General features: G+C 43.4%; 14 protein-coding genes and 1 pseudogene. 2 read left to right on the top strand and 13 right to left on the bottom strand.

Translation table 11 applies throughout. From position 1 onward, the window contains the following. Positions 1-154: 154 nt before the first annotated feature. The 4 genes from FFL34_RS08050 to FFL34_RS08065 all read right to left on the bottom strand — a co-directional run bounded on the left by FFL34_RS08050 (position 155) and on the right by FFL34_RS08065 (position 7,228). A complete protein-coding gene (locus FFL34_RS08050; protein WP_138602989.1) occupies positions 155-1,819 on the bottom strand; it encodes a peptide ABC transporter substrate-binding protein in 1,665 nt (554 codons plus the stop codon). Between the two features lie 645 nt (positions 1,820-2,464). Next, positions 2,465-4,147 carry a peptide ABC transporter substrate-binding protein gene (locus FFL34_RS08055; RefSeq protein ID WP_138602990.1) on the bottom strand — a complete coding sequence of 561 codons (1,683 nt, stop codon included), beginning with the start codon at positions 4,145-4,147 and terminating at the stop codon, positions 2,465-2,467. Positions 4,148-4,525: 378 nt separating this feature from the next. Next, positions 4,526-6,211 carry a peptide ABC transporter substrate-binding protein gene (locus FFL34_RS08060; protein ID WP_138602991.1) on the bottom strand — a complete coding sequence of 562 codons (1,686 nt, stop codon included), beginning with the start codon at positions 6,209-6,211 and terminating at the stop codon, positions 4,526-4,528. 108 nt (positions 6,212-6,319) lie between these two features. Beyond that, positions 6,320-7,228: a DUF1002 domain-containing protein gene (locus FFL34_RS08065; protein WP_138602992.1), complete on the bottom strand. Its 909-nt coding sequence runs from the start codon at positions 7,226-7,228 to the stop codon at positions 6,320-6,322. A gap of 257 nt (positions 7,229-7,485) precedes the next feature. Here FFL34_RS08065 and FFL34_RS08070 point away from each other — a divergent pair, with 257 nt between their 5' ends. Both FFL34_RS08070 and FFL34_RS08075 read left to right on the top strand, forming a co-directional pair. Continuing rightward, positions 7,486-8,691: an MFS transporter gene (locus tag FFL34_RS08070; protein WP_138602993.1), complete on the top strand. Its 1,206-nt coding sequence runs from the start codon at positions 7,486-7,488 to the stop codon at positions 8,689-8,691. Positions 8,692-8,822: 131 nt separating this feature from the next. After that, positions 8,823-9,068 (top strand): YuzB family protein, encoded by a 246-nt coding sequence (locus FFL34_RS08075; RefSeq protein ID WP_138602994.1) that lies wholly within the window; start codon positions 8,823-8,825, stop codon positions 9,066-9,068. Positions 9,069-9,172: 104 nt separating this feature from the next. On the opposite strand, the gene FFL34_RS08080 is transcribed toward FFL34_RS08075, so the two are convergent. The 9 genes and pseudogenes from FFL34_RS08080 to FFL34_RS08115 form a co-directional block, all read right to left on the bottom strand. Further along, positions 9,173-10,342, bottom strand: coding sequence for an iron-containing alcohol dehydrogenase (locus FFL34_RS08080; RefSeq protein WP_138602995.1), 1,170 nt, complete (start codon positions 10,340-10,342; stop codon positions 9,173-9,175). Between the two features lie 55 nt (positions 10,343-10,397). After that, positions 10,398-10,778, bottom strand: a complete 381-nt coding sequence (locus FFL34_RS08085; protein WP_138602996.1) for a RidA family protein — start codon at positions 10,776-10,778, stop codon at positions 10,398-10,400. A gap of 61 nt (positions 10,779-10,839) precedes the next feature. Next, complete coding sequence (locus FFL34_RS08090; RefSeq protein WP_138602997.1) at positions 10,840-11,457, bottom strand: lysozyme family protein; 618 nt, start codon at positions 11,455-11,457, stop codon at positions 10,840-10,842. A gap of 54 nt (positions 11,458-11,511) precedes the next feature. Then, positions 11,512-12,860 (bottom strand): annotated as a pseudogene (locus tag FFL34_RS08095) (MATE family efflux transporter). 85 nt (positions 12,861-12,945) lie between these two features. Continuing rightward, entirely contained in the window at positions 12,946-13,296 is a 351-nt protein-coding gene (locus FFL34_RS18795; RefSeq protein WP_267900363.1) for an NAD(P)H-dependent flavin oxidoreductase, read from the bottom strand. A gap of 2 nt (positions 13,297-13,298) precedes the next feature. After that, complete coding sequence (locus tag FFL34_RS18800) at positions 13,299-13,979, bottom strand: NAD(P)H-dependent flavin oxidoreductase (RefSeq protein WP_267900364.1); 681 nt, start codon at positions 13,977-13,979, stop codon at positions 13,299-13,301. Between the two features lie 104 nt (positions 13,980-14,083). Continuing rightward, positions 14,084-16,261: a TRAP transporter permease gene (locus FFL34_RS08105; protein WP_234031457.1), complete on the bottom strand. Its 2,178-nt coding sequence runs from the start codon at positions 16,259-16,261 to the stop codon at positions 14,084-14,086. Between the two features lie 21 nt (positions 16,262-16,282). Further along, positions 16,283-16,819 (bottom strand): DUF1850 domain-containing protein, encoded by a 537-nt coding sequence (locus tag FFL34_RS08110; protein ID WP_138602998.1) that lies wholly within the window; start codon positions 16,817-16,819, stop codon positions 16,283-16,285. Continuing rightward, a complete protein-coding gene (locus FFL34_RS08115) occupies positions 16,819-17,859 on the bottom strand; it encodes a TAXI family TRAP transporter solute-binding subunit (protein ID WP_138602999.1) in 1,041 nt (346 codons plus the stop codon). The genes FFL34_RS08110 and FFL34_RS08115 overlap by 1 nt, the downstream gene beginning before the upstream one ends. Positions 17,860-17,954: the final 95 nt, after the last annotated feature.

Consider the following 17,954-nt stretch of genomic DNA (forward strand, 5'->3'; position numbering starts at 1 on the left):
AATAGTGAACGGTTGATAACTACCAACTTATAAGACTTAGATAACACAGGAGTTTAAATTCTTGTTGTATCATGGCTATTCTGTTTTTAGGAAAAGCCGGTATAAGGTATATTAATCGATACACCTTATACGGCTTTCGGTAGCTGCCTACTTATTAGTGTTCAGCAATATAACCCCATTTGAACTGAATGGTTCCCAACTTACTTACTGGTACATCCTTCACGTAATCTTTGTGGGCATAAACGTTTGTATAGAAATAGATTGGTGCAAGCGGCATTTCATCCATGAAAATCTCTTCCGCTTCACGCAGCAATTCTTTACGTGCCGCTTCATCTGTTTCTTTTCTTGCTTCTTCCAGCAGGCTGGCATATTCATCGTTTTCCCAGTTGGTATAGTTCGTGCCACCAACCGTTTCAAAGATTTCCAAGAAGTTGATTGGATCAAGGAAGTCTGCAAGCCAGCCATGGCGACCAACCTGATAATTGCCTTGACTTAAAGAATCGAGATAAACATTCCATTCTTCATTGTTCAGCTCAACGTCAACACCAAGACTCTCTTTCCACATATCCTGAATGGCTTGTGCTATTGCACTGTGCCCTTCACTTGTGTTATAAGAAAGCTTGATTGTTGGCAATTCATCGAGACCCAACTCCTCTAGCCCCTTGTCAAGATATTCTTTCGCTTTTTCAACATCATTATCTTTAAAGTAGCCGTCTTTATTTTCTTCCCAAATGGCTGTCGGAACCAGTGCCATTGCAGGCTTTTGTTCACCCTTAGTAATATTTTCGACAATGCCTTTACGATTAATGGCTAATGCCAACGCTCTCCGGATATTTTTGTTCATGAACGGTTCCTTTTCTGTATTATACGAGTAATAATACGTGCCTGCCTTTGGCGAAACTTTTAAGCTACCTTCTTGTTTCATTGGCGGAATGGCTGCTAATGGTACCGAATCTAACGGTGAGCCTAGCCAGTCCAACTCCCCATTATCATACATTTGCTTAGCCGTGTTTTCGTCGTCGACCATTTCCATGGTGATAGTTTCTAGTTGGACATTTTCTGCATCCCAGTAATCAGGGTTTTTCTTTAGAACAATTTGATTCTTGTGTTTCCATTTATCCAATAGGAACGGTCCGTTTGTTACATAGTCCTCGTCAGCATCAGCTGCCCAGTCTTTGTTCTTTTCGGCCACGTTTTGATTTACCGGGTAATACGTATAGAATGCTGTCAGTTCAAGGAAGTATGGTGTCGGGTTTTCCAGTTCCACAACGAGTGTTTTCTCATCTTCTACAGTAATACCGACATCATCAAGTGAGCCTTCTCCGGTTTTGGCAGCTTCTGCACCTTTAATTGGATACAGCTGATAGGCATACTCAGTATCAGGACTGTTCGGATTGAGCACCCACTTCCACGAGTCGGCAAATGTCTGTGCGGTAATTGGGTCACCATTCGACCATTTCACACCGTCACGGATAGTGAATGTGTATGTTTTCTTATCATCTGAAATCTGAATGTCACTGGCCATCGCCTTTTGCGGTTCCCCATCAGGGCCAATACGCGTCAGCCCTTCAAATACTTGGCTAAGTACAGCATTTGACGTCGTATCCGTTGCCTTTCCAGGGTGCAAGGATGGTGGCTCGGTCTTAAGGTTCACTGTCAGTGACTGGTCATCTGCTAACGTCGCTTCTCCTGATCCTTTATTGTCACCTGTATCTTTTCCCCCGTCGCCGCTGTTGTCATCTCCACCGCCACACGCAGTAAGGAAGATGCCCATGGCGAATACGAGTGTAAACAGTAATGACCACTTCTTCCAATTCATTGATTAGACCCTCCTAGTTAATACATCTGTGTTGTCGAATTTTTACAGATAATTCACATTGTTGTTGAATTATCTGTTCTATTATTATACTATGATTTCTAACAAATTTCACTATTTTTTTTATAGAAAACTATTAATTTTATTTCATAACCGAAATATTTCGTATCTCTAAATAATTCCCGGGTAAGCAATTTCATTTGATAGGGAGGTTCTTTTGCATGTGTATAACACCTGCATTTATGCGGCCGTAGCGTGAATACATATATTTATGAGGAATAGATAAGTTAGAAAGCCCAGTGTGATTCGGTGACTCATATTACTGTTAAAAGCAATACACTTCCTATGGAAAATACCGACTTGAATGAAGTATGTTTCTTAAATGTACCTTTTGTATTCCATCGGTTGTCGTTATATGGCGAATTGCAAAAACCGCAGATAGAGTGGTTAACTTTTTACGAAGAAAGATCCGTGCCTGTGTGCAGCACCCCGTTTCCTTGTGCCTTTTATCCTACTTAGAATGTTTTGATTTGCTCATATCTCGATTCACAATGTTAAACGCAGTTAAAAAGCCATATAAGGTATAGATTAATATACCTTATATGGCTATAGGTTATCTCTTTTTATCCTGCTTTATCGACTGTTCACTTAATGTTCAGTGATATAACCCCACTTGAACTGGATAGTGCCCAGATTTCCGACTGAAACGTCTTTGACATAGTCTTTATGCGCATAAACGTTTGTATAGAAGTAAACCGGTGCAATCGGCATGTTATCCATGAACAGCTGTTCCGCTTCACGCAGCAATTCTTTACGTACTGCTTCATCTTTTTCTTTTCTTGCTTCTTGCAGCAAGCTAGCATATTCTTCATCTTCCCAGTTGGTGTAGTTGTTGCCGCCAACGGTTTCAAAAATCTCCAAGAAGTTTATTGGGTCAAGGAAGTCAGCAATCCAGCCCGTACGGCCAACTTGATAAGTACCCTCAGACATAGAATCAAGATGAACGTTCCATTCTGAATTATTCAACTTCACATCGACACCAAGCGTTTCCTTCCACATGTCCTGTACGGCCTGCGCGATTGCCGCGTGACCCTCATCTGTATTATAGGAAAGCTTGATGTTTGGCAATTCATCAAGACCTAACTCCTCAAGTCCCTTGTCAAGATATTCTTTTGCTTTTTCAACGCCGTTATCTTTGAAGTAGCCGTCTTTATTTTCTTCCCAAATGGCCGTTGGTACCAAGCCCATTCCAGGCTCTTGCTCCCCTTTTGTAATATTTTCAACAATGCCTTTACGGTTAATGGCTAATGCAAACGCCTTACGGATATTCACATTTGTGAACGGTTCTTTTTCTGTATTAAATGAGTAGTAATACGTACCAGCCTTTGGTGAGATATTTAAGCTGCCTTCCTGTTTCATTGGTGGAATAGCTGCTAATGGTACATTATCTAACGGTGAACCAAGCCAATCCAGCTCTCCATTATCGTACATCTGTTTAGCCGTATTTTCATCGTCGACCATTTCCATCGTGATTGTCTCTAGATGAACATTTTCAGCATCCCAGTAATCAGGATTCTTTTTTAAAACAATCTGGTTCTTATGTTCCCATTTTTCCATAAGAAATGGGCCATTTGTCACATAGTCTTCTCCAGCGTCGGCTGCCCAGTCTTTATTTTTATCAGCTACGTTTTGATTAACCGGGTAAAATGTATAGAAAGCTGTCAATTCCAGGAAGTATGGCGTCGGGTTTTCCAATTCTACAACAAGCGTTTTCTCGTCTTTCACAGTAATACCGACATCATCCAAGGAGCCTTTACCTGTTTTGGCAGCTTCCGCACCTTTAATTGGATACAGCTGATAGGCGTAGTCAGTATCAGGGCTGTCCGGATTGAGCACCCACTTCCACGAATCGGCAAATGTCTGTGCGGTGATCGGGTCACCATTTGACCATTTCACACCATCACGAATGGTGAATGTATATGTCTTCTTATCATCTGAAATTTCGATATCACTCGCCATTGCTTTTTCAGGCTCACCGTCCTGATTCATCCGTGTCAAACCTTCAAAGATTTGTGACAGTACTGCGTTGGATGTTGTATCTGTCGCTTTGGCAGGGTGCAAGGAAGGTGGCTCCGTCTTAATATTTACTGTCAACGACTGATCGTCTGCCAAAGCAGCTTCACCATCGTCTTTCCCTTCATTATTTGACTGTTCTGTATCGCCACCTTTACTTTCTCCCCCGTCACCACTGGTGTCATCTCCACAAGCTGCAAGGAATATACCCATGGCAAACACGAATGCTAATAGTAATGACCACTTCTTCCAATTCATCAGCTTTGACCTCCCTAGGATTCTTTATTTGCTATGCAGACAATTGCTATTATTAGTTCAATTATCTACAACATAATTATACTACGTTATCTAATAAATTGCACTATTTTTATAAAAATTATTGATTTTTTAAATATAGACTATTTTAGAAGGTAGATTTGTAGGTGTTAGAAATTAAATTGTTTATTATAAAGGGAAATGTCCAAGTAGTGGGGGACAATCCTTATATAGAATAGAGGGGGCTTGTTGTCCGTTTATGCACGGATACAAGCGACTGGAATATTTATTTAATGTATGCTGATCAACTAATTGACCAGCATACGATAAAGAAATCAATAGGGTTATTCCGATTTTGCACTGACGCTTTTGTTGTTTTATTTAATGTTCGGCAATATAGCCCCATTTAAATTGAACAGTACCTAACTTTCCGACTGAAACATCCTTGACATAGTCTTTATGTGCATAAATGTTAGTATAGAAGTAGATTGGCGCTATTGGCATTTCATCCATGAACAGCTGTTCCGCTTCACGCAGCAGTTCTTCACGTGCTGTTTCATCCGTTTCTTTTCTTGATTCCTCCAGCAAACTAGCATATTCGTCGCTTTCCCAGTTAGTGTAGTTGTTGCCGCCGACTGTTTCAAAAACTTCCAGGAAGTAAATCGGATCAAGGAAGAAGGATGCTGTCCAGCCCATGCGTCCAACCTGGTAATTTCCTTCACTTAGCGTATCAAGATACACATTCCATTCTTCGTTATTCAGCTGTACATCAACATCAAGGCTTTCCTTCCACATGTCCTGAACCGCCTGCGCAATGGCGGCATGAGCTTCATTCGTATTGTAGGAAAGTTTGACTGTCGGCAATTTGTCAAGACCTAGCTCATCAAGCCCTTTCTCAAGGTATTCTTTCGCTTTTTCTACATCGTTATCTTTAAAATAACCGTCTTTATTACCCTCCCAAACGGCTGTTGGTACGAGTGCCATTCCCGGTACTTGATCACCTTTCGTAATGTTTTCTACAATGCCTTTGCGATTAATGGCTAATGCAAATGCCTTGCGAATATTTTTATTGGTGAATGGTTCCATTTCCGTATTAAACGAATAATAATACGTACCTGCCATCGGTGAAATATTTAAACTACCATCTTGCTTCATCGGTGGGATAGCCGCTAGTGGAATCGAGTCAAATGGCGAACCGATCCAGTCTAGTTTGCCGTTATCGTACATTTGCTTAGCTGTGTTTTCATCGTCGACCATTTCCATGGTGATTGTTTCAAGATGTACATTTTCGGAGTCCCAGTAATCGGGGTTTTTCTTCAGAACAATTTGGTTCTTATGTTTCCATGTATCTAAGAGGAACGGTCCGTTTGTAACATAGTCTTCACCCGCATTAGCATCCCAATCTTTGTTCTTCTTGGCCACATTTTGATTTACCGGATAATACGTGTAGGATGCAGTCAGCTCTAGGAAGTACGGTATCGGGTTATTCAATTCCACAACGAGCGTTTTGTCATCTTTGACAGTAATACCGACATCGTCCAGAGAACCTTCACCGTTTTTAGCAGCTTCCGCCCCTTTAATCGGATACAGTCGATAAGCGTAATCCGTATCCGGACTATCTGGATTTAGCACCCATTTCCACGAATCAGCAAATGTCTGCGCGGTAATCGGATCACCATTCGACCATGTTGCGCCGTCACGAATCGTGAATGTGTATGTTTTTTTATCATCTGAAATGTCAATATCACTCGCCATCGCCTTTTGCGGCTCCCCATCGGGTCCTAGACGTGTCAAGCCTTCAAACACTTGACTGAGTACGGCAAGTGACGTATTGTCGGATGCCTTCCCGGGGTGCAATGAAGGCGGTTCAGTCTTAATGTTTACTGTCAGTGATTGATCGTCTGCCAAAGCAGCGTCACTATTGTCATCCCCTCCATCATCTGATTGCTGTGTATTGTCACCTTTACTTTCCTCTCCCTCACCACTGGTGTCATCTCCACAAGCAGCAAGGAAAATTCCCATGGCGAATACGAACACTAATAGTAATGACCACTTCTTCCAGTTCATAACTGTTGCCCTCCCTAACGTTCTGCGTTTTTTTACAGATAATTCATATTATTGGTAAACTAGCTATGCTATTATTGTACTATGGTTTCTGATAAATTGCACTATTTTCTATTGAAAATTACTGACCAATCCCCCAAGAAAGTCGCTAATTAAATTTATAAGCTTACTAAAAAAGTTCTCCACTTTATTCCAAAAACCTTCATCATTGACTAAGTCCTGAACTTTGGATGCAATATCATTAAGCTGCTTTTTAACTGTATCAAAATTTATATCCAAATCGCGCATCCGATTAAATAAATCAATAAGCATTTGCCGGTGTTCGTCGCTAAGTGAAATGCCGAGTTTGTCTAGCTGGTCCTGGACGATTTGTTCGACTTCTTCTTTTGTCGCTGGATTCTGTTCAGCTATTTGCTTCTTGATTTCTGTCAACAGTTCACTTACTTTTTCCTGATTTATTCCTGCTTTATCGGCGAGGTCTGTCGCCACACCAAGTTCGTCATTTGCTAATTCCATCCGTTCTTTATTAAGCTGTTTCCCCTCCGCATCATACGCCTTATAAATCCCGGTTAATGCTGAATGCCCGCTTACCTTTACGGGGGAGGCCACATCGACCGTTGCATTTTCCACACCGGCAGTCAGTAAGGCATTTGCGTACATTTCATTGGTCACCTGTGTAATATTATCCGGGGTGACAATATTGATCGTTAGTCCGGCTCCCTTTTCTTCCCTGGTAATTTTAGCTGATGAGAACATGCGTGAATTCGGATCACCGTCAATATAGTTTGCAATATCCTCACCCGTCACAGTATATGTTTTTACAGTATCAGGGTCTGTTACATCGAGTTGCTCACTCACCTGCTGCTTTTGTGATTTGGATAGAGTATCGCCATAAACAACAATTGGAACACCAAGTTTTTCATTGATCCCTTTATCTGTGGCAAGTGCCGGTTGTGCAGCGAAGATAACCAAACCGACCATCGCCAAGAACATTGTGGCTAATTTAACATAACGTTTCATTTCATTCACCCCTTTATAAGTGGATTCATTCTTGTCCAACAGCACTTATTATTATGATTCATTATACCTTTTTAGCACTGTTATGAATACCGTTTCCCTGTTGAATTTCTAAACAAACGATGTAACAATACGTGGTAAGCATTTAACTTTCCTTTTAGTTTGTGTTGCTATATATTTAGAGTACCGAAATAAATTTCAGAAAGAAGGGACCTGTAATCTCTGGTCAAAACCAAAATGTAAAACGAAATTTAGTCATCATGTGGTTTGCGAATTTCTTTATTGCGGGAAGCATCACCGTGGTTCTTCCGTTTATCTCTCTGTACATTGAGGAATTCGGGGATTTTTCTGATTCGTACGTGCAAACCTGGTCTGGCTGGATATTTGGTATTACCTTTGTCGCTGCATTCATTTTTTCACCGATTTGGGGGAAAATTGGGGATAAGTATGGCAGGAAAAAAATTCTTATTCTCTCATCAGCAGGACTTGGCGTTTCCGTCTTATTGATGGGATTTGCCGACTCTGTTTGGGAACTGTTTTTATTGCGACTGTTTATGGGCGTTTTTACTGGATTCATTCCAATGTCCCAGGCGCTCATTTCAACACAAACACCGAAAGAGGTTGCCGGAAGAGTACTGGGAACGCTGCAGACCGGAAGTATTACCGGATCATTGATGGGACCAATGATAGGTGGCTCGCTTGCTGATATATTCGGCTTTGAGTCAACATTCAAATGGATCTCCGTTACTATCTTCCTATCAGGGATTATCGTCTTATTTGGCATTCGGGAAGTAATGCTAAAAAGTTCCGACGATGCAAAACAAACATCCTATTCCAGTAAAGAAGTCCTCCTACACATTATCGGCAATCCCGTACTGTTTGTTGTCATGCTGATCTCCGCACTTGTGCAAATCGCGCACTTCAGCATACAGCCCATCTTATCCTTATACGTTGCTGACATTCACGGTGAGGCTAATATTGCGTTTTTCTCCGGTATGGCATTCTCGGCTGCGGGTCTCGGAAACCTTCTAATGACCAAGCGCTGGGGACGGCTCGGTGACCGAATTGGTTATGTGAAAGTGATGATTTTTCTTTTGTTCATGGCGGGTATCGTTTACTTTCCGGGAGCATTTGTAACTAGTATCTGGCAGCTGATTATTTTGCGGTTTTTACTTGGTATTTCGATTGGTGGTATTATTCCTGTTCGAATTGCTTATATCAGGCAGGAAGCACCAATTTCGATGCAAGGAGAAGTGCTTGGTTACAATACTAGCTTACGGTTTTTCGGAAATATCATCGGTCCGGCGCTAGGGGGAATGCTTTCGGGGTTATTCGGATTTTCTGCCGTATTCTTTGTGACAAGCGGACTGCTGATTTTAAGCGGCATGATCACCCTTATCGCTTGGTACAAACACGAACATGGCAGCAAAAGGCATAGAAAACGATCACATACCTTTTCACATTGAATGAAAAGCGGTTGCTGAAGGAAGCTACTGTTTTTTTGTTTCCGGGTTGGGTTATTCAGTATAGGTTGATATTAAATAAACGATATGTTACAAATACTAAGTCTACTATTAATAAGAAAGAAAGTGATACCATGGGCGTAGTCATTGTTGAGGTCTGCGACGGAAACGCGATCACTTCTTTAGATATAGAAGAAATCATCGAAAACGAATTTCCAGAGGTAGCCGTTTTAATGAACGAATGCTTATCATTTTGCGGCTTGTGCCGAGTTAAACCATACGCACTTGTCAATAACCGACGCGTTTTCGGGAACACACCTGAAGAATGTTTAGACAAAATTCGTCAAACAATTAAAGAAGAACTGGCCGTTTATCAATAATGGCCAGTTCTTTTTTCTGCTATAAGTACTGTTTTTCGGTTATTTTCACCGAACTTATTTCCCTGCTTTTATTACCCGGGTAATATTTTGGCGAAATTTGCGGTCTATAAACTAGCCTGTAAAATTTCTACCGAGTCGTCTCTTGTCAGTTTTTTAAAGTTACCGAACTCCGGACGGGCGATGACGGTCTTATCGGCCATCTCCTCAAGTGTGCTTTCATCAATGCCGTAATAACCCAATTTTTCAGGAGCACCGATACTATTCCAGAATTCCCGCAGTTTTTCAATACCTTCCAGTGCTGCTTCGTAATCACTTTTTCCATTCGGGTCAACAGCAAACACACGAACAGCCAACTGCTTAAACCGGCTGGCATTAGCTTCATCCAGCACGTGTTTCATCCAGTTCGGAAACAGAATGGCCAATCCACCACCATGCGGAATATCATGAACCGCTGATGCTGCATGTTCCAGGTTATGTGTCGCCCAGTCGCCGCGGAAGCCCATATTAAGCATGTCATTTAAAGCCAATGTCCCGCTTAACATAATTGTTTCCCGGTATTCGTAATTTTCCAGGTCCTCAAGTAATTTCGGGGCTGTCTCCTTAACCGTCAGTAAAATCGATTCACAAAACCGGTCCTGCACAGGCGTATTTCCTGTCTGATGGAAATAGTGCTCCAGTACATGTGACATGATATCGACTATCCCATAAACGGTCTGTTCATGCGGAACGGAAAAGGTATGCGCTGGATCAAGTATGGAAAACTTAGGGTATGTATACGGACAACCCCAGCCATGCTTTTCATGTGTTTCCCAGTTAGTAATTACTGAGCCACGGTTCATTTCCGAACCAGTTGCGGAAATCGTTAATACCGTACCGAACGGCAGTGCATCCGTTGCCTGGACTTTTTTCGTGACAATATCCCATATATCCGCGTCAGTCTTTGCTCCTGCTGCAATCGCTTTTGTCGCATCAATCGTGCTGCCGCCACCGACGGCAAGTAAAAACGCAATACCTTCACGTTTGCAGATGTCTATACCTTTTCTAACGGTAGAGACACGTGGATTCGGCTCCACGCCGGGTAATTCGTGCACTTCCGCATCAATGGCAGCCAGCCTGTCCATGACATTGTCATAAACGCCATTGCGCTTAATGCTGCCCCCGCCATAGACGACGAGAACTTTTTTTCCGTACTTAGAAACTTCTTCCGGTAAGTCTTCCAGCTGACCTCTGCCAAAAATTAATTTGACCGGATTGTAATATGTGAAATTATTCATGATGATTCCTCCAATTGTCAGCTTGTATAGCGTAAGTCTTCATTGGTCGGACTTCTCAATTCGCGGTATAAACGATTGCATCCATTTCAATACGGGCACCTTTTGGAAGCCCACTCACCTCAATAGTAGCCCGTGCCGGATATGGCTCCGACAAATAACTACCGTAAATTTCATTGACAGTTGCAAAGTCATCAATCGAAGCTACATAAATCGTAAATTTCACTACATTTGCAAAGTCCGCATCCGCTTCTGTCAGGATGGCCTTTAAATTTGCCATCACCTGTTTTGTCTGTTTCTCTATCCCCTCTTCTATCGCACCTGTTTCCGGGTTAATCCCAATTTGTCCGGAAATGTAGATGAAGTCACCCGCTTGAATCGCTTGTGAATACGGTCCGAGTGCATTTGGTGCGTGATTTGTATGAATTGCTTTTCCCATAAAAATTCCTCCCCCAATTAATCAAGATTATATCAATCCTATCATTTCATCGCTGATGGTACTACTTTTTTGCAAGCGCGTTCCTATATGCCAGCACGTCACGAACGTAATGAATGTCGCCGTAGCAGGCATTGTATTGTTTGGCCGCTTCACGCAGACAGCTGTATTGTGATTTGTCAGCGGCGCTTTTATACATCTTTTGCGAAAAGGCAATGGCTGCTTCTTCTGAATAAGCTCCCGAATTAGCTGCCACATAATCAATAAAACCCTTGCCAAAATTGTACGACTGGATAGCTAGCTCCACGTCGCCATTCGCCGCCTCCAGCGTCCGTGAAAAATAGGAAACCCCTTGCTTAATCGACATTTCCGGATCATTAATACAACCTCGGGATCCACAATAGCTTTCCGAGGATTGCATGGGATCACTTCCACGGCCGCCTGATTCCTGCATCATCATTGCCAGCAGTACATCCACATGCTCACTTACATCGTATTTGGCTGCATAGGTTTCCACCATTGGCTTGTAATCACGAACTTGTTTACTCACCGCGGCATGTGGTGGGAAAAATGTTTTGTTGTCGTCGTCCAACCTAATCACTGATAATAAAACGAAGGTCCCTACGAATACGAATGCAATGAACATTGTTTTTTTTATCGCCTTTTTCCTTTTACGTTTCATGGTATCCCTCTGCTATTTTCTAGGTAATCGCATTTATTTCCTGCCCGACTTTCATTAATGCCCCCGATGTTTCGCAAATATCTCCTTTTCCCGCCATCTTCCAAACCGATAGTACATAAATGCAGCAAAACTGCTCAGCAAAAAGCTTATCCCCATACCAATGGCAAGGCCTGTATCCCCAAACCAGCCGGAAAAGAGTTCAGCTAGTGGAAATCGGAGAGCCCAGAATGAAATAATATTTAAAGCCAATACTTGATACATCGCCCCAGAAGCTCTTACAATCCCATTCAAAATAAAATTGATGCCAAGAAACGGATAGCACAGTGCAATGATTTGTAAGTATTCGGTCCCGAATGCTACAGCTGCACTGTCGTTAATAAACAGCTTGATGCCATATTCGGCAAACAGAACAACCAGGATGCCGACTAATAGCATAATAGAAAAGTTGTACAGCACGCCGTATGTTGCAATTTTTTTGACACGTTTCCAGTCGCGCACCCCGATATTTTGCCCGGCCATGCTATTGACCGATGTTCCCAAGGCATGTGCCGGCAGCATCAACATACTGTCCAGCCGCTGTGCAGCACCAAAGCCTGCCACAACATGGCCACCAAAGCCAGTCACAACACTCATGATAGCCGCCGACCCAGCCGAAATAACCGCCATTTGTAAGCCGGACGGGATACCAAGATGCAAAATGAGGCCAACCTCTTGTTTCGCCGGTAAGGAAGGAACACGAAACGGCGCCAGCTTTTTGGAAAGCACATGGATTAGGCCATACAAAAACGCACTGCCCTGTGCAAAAATCGTCGCCAATGCCGCACCATTGATACCAAGATCAAATCCTGCGATAAATATCGGATTAACGACGATATTTAACAGTACAGCAATCATAACAAAGCGCAGTGGTGTCTTACTGTCCCCAAAGCCCTAAGTACCGTGCTGATAAAATTATAGCCAAATAGAAATAATATACCGAGAAAATTCATTTGCAAATAAGATTTAGCCGCAGCCAATATCGTTTCCGGCGTCCCTAACAAACGCAGCAATTGTTCGGCAAACGTGTAGCCAAGCGTGCTCAGTAGCAGAGCCATCACCGTCAAAATAACGACAAATGCATTCAAATACTTCTTCAGGCCGGCTTCATTGTTACGCCCTTTCTGCTGCGAAAGAATCGTGAGCGCCGCGTTGTTCAGGCCGATCACAAAGGAAAGTACCGTAAAAATAATGGTACTCGATACAGCAACCGCCCCTAGCGCACTGGCACCAAGTAAATTGCCCACCCACAGACTGTCCGCAAACTGATACGACGTCTGCAGCAAATTGGTCAGCATAAGCGGCCCGGAAAAAACGATTAATTGTCGTAAAATATTTCCCTGTGTGAAATCATGCTGGTTACGCATTGTAGGCCGCCTTTCCACGTTATTCCTCGTTATTATAGCATGAAGTGAACGATTCTATCAGCTGGCAGGACAGTACTAAACGTTCTTACACAAGCGAACGCACGATGGCCGCTGCTGTCTCTTCCCGCTCAATCATTCCGACGCCCTGACCAGCCCACAGTGACTGCACTTCCGCTAGTTCACTTTTCTTTCCGGCCGTGCGGATATCTTTAGTCATTTGATTCTGCACCGGAAATGGCGGCAATGGTACCCCGCTCGACGCCACTTCAGTTACAAACCGGTTACGAATGGCGCGCGCTGGTCGTCCGGAAAATACTTTCGTGATTACTGTATCATCTGTCCCTGCCTGCATGAGCGCCTCGCGATATGCTGCATTCGTTCCGGCTTCCCTCGCTACTAAAAACCTCGTGCCAAGCTGGACGGCTGATGCTCCCATCGCTAGCAGTGCATCGATCTGATTTTTGTATGGATGCCACCCGCAGCAACAACTGGTACATCAATTGCATCAAGCATTTCCTGCAGCAATACCAAAAGTCCGATATTATAGCCATCCGGGTGTTTGGTAACGTCAAATGTGCTGCGGTGCCCACCTGCTTCCGAACCTTGTGCAACGACTACATCATAACCAGCGCTTTCCAATTGTCTTGCCTCATCAACACTAGTTGCCATACCGATCAATATAACATCATGCTTTTTCAGTAGTTTGATCAATCTATCAGCCAATACACCGAAAGCCGTGCTGACAATTGGAATGTCTTCCTTCACAATAACGTTTATTTTTTCCTCTAAATAATCATGTACTTGAATCACTTTATCTCCTAGCGGCATGCCTAATTCGCCCCGGTATCCATCTAAAAATGGCTGCATTGGCTGCTCGTCTCCGGAAACCACCTCCAAATCAGTGGCAAAAAGATTTACTGCGAATGGTTTTTCCGTCAGTTGCTTCACTCGCCGAATATCCTCACGAAGGGCGTCTTCGGTCATGTACCCAGCACCAATAGTCCCAAGCGCTCCTTCATCTGCAACAGCAGCAACCAGTTCAGGTGTCGTTATCCCACCTGCCATACCGGCCTGAATAATCGGCAGGTCCACACCGGCTAATTCCAAAAATGATTGCATCCATATCCCCTCCCTCTAGTATTTTAATTCAACATATTACACGAACTTTTAAAATAGAAAAAGGCCATTTCCCAGCATCAAACTGCAAAAATGGCCTATGAAACTTACACATTTTCCTGGGCAGTTTCAACATGCGTCTTATCTTCCTTATCCTTTTTCCACCATTGATAAGCAATAATAATAGCGAACAGGCCTACACCAATTCCATCTGTCAGTAATGAATGGTTGAGCAGGACAATGGCGGCTGCCACGGCAAGAATCCGTTCCATCCAGCCAAACTTGGTAAACAGATAACTTTGAATAAACGTTGACCAGGCAATAATGCCAATAAACGCGGTGGCGATGCTTAACGCTATCTGGATCCACGTTGCAGTATCATCCTGCAAAATCAGCATCGGATTCATGACAAACGCAAACGGCAGCAAGAGTGCCCCCATATCAAACTTAAATCCTTGTACACCGGTTTTTATCGGATCGGATTTAGCGATACCTGAGGTTGCGTAGGCCGGTAGATTGATTGGTGGTGTATCGTCCGCCAAAATACCGAAGTAAAACACAAACAAATGTGCCGCTAACACAGGAATATCCAGCTGAATTAGCGCCGGTGCCATTACAGCTGCAAGTACAATATAAGTCGCGGTCGTTGGCAGTCCAAGCCCCATAACAATGCATGCAAGCATGGTAAACAAGAGTACCAGGAACAACTGTTCATTCGCCAGATCAAGTATGAGCCCGGATAAAATAGGCCCCAGTCCGGTCATAGTGACAACACCGGTTAAAATCCCGGCAGCCGCACAAGCCGCAACAACGCTTAAGGCATTTTTTGCACCAAGTTCAAGTGCCGTCAAAAATTCTTTCCAGCCAAATGTCACTTGTTTTTCTGTATCCACTTTTTTGCCCATCGCATACCAAATCATCGCAAGCAACAGACTGCCTGCCGAAACATACGTGACGTACTCATTTAGTCCAAACAACAAATGTGCTGCATAGGCTGCACCAGTAAACAGTAACGAGACGAGAAAGCCTGCACCAAAATTTTTCTGCATTCGGTAGGAAAACAGCGCAATCGTAATCGTTCCGACAATGGCCATAAACGACGCAAGAATCGGGGTCAACCGCAGCATAAGCAATATAATGATCGCGACAATCGGTAGAAGCAGGTAACCGCGTCCAGCAAAAATTCTAAACGGGGAAACGAGGTCTTTCCGTGGAATGCCCTTCAGATTAAACTTACTTGCTTCCAAATGGACCATAAACAAAATCGCCGTGTAACTGAGTAATGCCGGTATAGCTGCTGATTTAACGATGTCCAAGTAAGGAATGCCGGTGAAATCTGCCATAATAAATGCAGCAGCACCCATTACCGGTGGCAGCAACTGTCCACTAGAAGAAGCTGCAACCTCAACACCACCGGCAACTTTCGGGCGAAACCCGGTTTTTTTCATCAATGGAATGGTAAACGTACCGGTTGTCACCGCATTGGCAACCGAACTCCCGGAGATGGATCCCATCAAACCCGAGGACACAACGGCAGCCTTGGCAGGTCCGCCTTTGAATGAACCGACAAGCGACATGGCCAGATCGATAAACATTTTCCCTGCTCCGGTCACTTCCAAAAAGGCCCCAAATAAGATAAAAATAAATACATATTGTGCAGATACGGTAATCGGTGTACCAAAGATCCCCTCATTGGACAGGTACATGAATTCCGCAATTTCATTCCAGGTGAAACCAAAGTGATTAATTGCATCCGGCAAAATCGCTCTGGCGCCTAAGAAATCCGGCAAATACATGTCGCCAAGCCAAGCATACAACATAAATACTGTTGCCAAAATGACCAGCGGTTTGCCAACAACACGCCTTGTCGCCTCTAAGACTAGAAGCAATGCGACAAACGACATAGTGGTGTCGATTGTATTGGGGTTACCGACCTTCCCAACCAGTTCCTCGGAAATAATCAAAATATAAATACCGGTTGACGCCCCAAGTGCCGCCAACACTAAATCATACCAAGGAATTTTCTTTTGTCCGAGGTTCTTTTTATATGGAAAGATCAAAAAGATGAGGGTTAAAGCAAATGCCAGATGGACGGCGTTCTGTTGCATTCGCGGCAGCATATCAATACCGGCCGTATACAAATGGAACAATGAAAAGCCGACTGCTACTGTCAACACGATAGCTGCCATCCAGCCGAATAATGTCCGGTCACTGCCCTCAAGTTCGTCCAATTTTTTATTCATTTCATCCTGACCGACGCTGTTATCCAAATTTGATTTAGCCATAAAGGACCTCCCTTCCGTACATCATGATAGTTTGGCCCACAAATACGAGAACCAATTTTCCTTTTTTATGGTAAGTGCAAACGTTCTGCCGACAAATGGTTCCTTGGATATATTCCACGTTTCATCATCTATCGTAATTGTTTGATCCGTGAAGCTGACAGGATGAAAAAGCACTTCTTGAAATGGTTTATCAATCTCATCGATGATATAAAAGCCATCTTCCAGACGATCAGTAGCACCAGGCGGCGGCTCTGTCTCAATGCCGGCGCCAAAGCTGCAGTTCCAACTCTCCATTAAAACCATCTCATAATTATTGCTAACTTCATATTTCTCAATGATTGGACACTTGGCAACAGAATGGGTATAGCGAGATGAAAAACTCGTATCGGCATTTACCCGCTCAGCAATCAGTACGTCACCATTATCTGCCTTTGCATATAAGACATGAACAGTTGACAGGAGCAAATAAATGCCGATAACAGTCATCATCATTAAAAATAGCAGGAAGGCACGCCTGTGATTAAACAGGCTGTGCCGATTTTTGGCAGATACGTCCATTAGTCAGTCGTCATGCCTTCCTCTTCATAATACTTTTTCGCACCTGGATGAAGATCAATTGACATACCATCTGTTGCAGTTTCCAGTGTTATATCTGCACCGCGTGAATGTGCCGATTCCAGCTCATCCCGCTTTTCAAATAATGCTTTTGTCATGTTGTATACAGCATCTTCCGGCAATTCTTTATCTACTACAAGAATAGCCATGACAGCTACCGTGTTTATATCCTCTTTCTGACCATAGTCCGCATACGTATCAGCAGATATTGTACGCTTAGTATAATAAGAATAATCAGAAATTAACTTATCAATTACGTCATCAGAAAGCGATAATACCTTTACGTCTTTGTTTGCACCCAGCTCCTGAATAGCGCTTGTCGGTGCACCGGCAGTAATAAATGCGGCATCAATCGTGCCGTTCTGCAGCCCCTGTGAAGCGTCTCCAAAGCCTAAAAATTCCGTCGTAATATCATCATACGTTATTCCTGCTGCATTAAGTATTTGTTTTGCGTTAGCCTCGGCACCACTGCCCTGGTCACCAACGGCTACATTTTTCCCTTTCAGATCATCCAGTGAATCAATGCCGCTGTCAGCCGTTGTTACTATCTGAATATCTTCCGGGTACAGGGAGGCCATACCAGCCATGTTATCGACGGTACTTCCTTTAAAATCTTCAAGTGTCTCGCCGTTAACCGCATAATAAGAAATATCATTCTGAACTAGAATGGCCTGGTACTTTCCCGCAGCCAATTCCTGTGCATTGGTAACCGATGCCCCCGTCGATACAGCACGTGCTTGGGAAACCCCTTCAACATCAGCAAAAATCTGTTGTGCCATCGCTACACCTAATGGATAATACGTACCACTCGTTCCACCGGTTCCTAGTGTTACGCGCACTTCTTCACCTGAAGAATCATCTCCCCCGCCGTTGTTATCGCTGCCGTCGTCCGTTTCCTCGCCTTCTTTCTGCGAACTTCCGCAGCCAGCCAGGGCAAGTAAAAGAACAAGTAACAGCAAGCCAGCAAGTTTCAGATTTTTCACTTAAAATTCCCCCTTTAGCATATTAATCTATCACAGTCCATCATAAACCGCTTTCAATATCCTGTCAATTTAAAATACTACAAACTCTCCATTAT

It is taken from the genome of Lentibacillus cibarius, from assembly GCF_005887555.1.
Lineage (GTDB): Bacteria > Bacillota > Bacilli > Bacillales > Amphibacillaceae > Lentibacillus > Lentibacillus cibarius.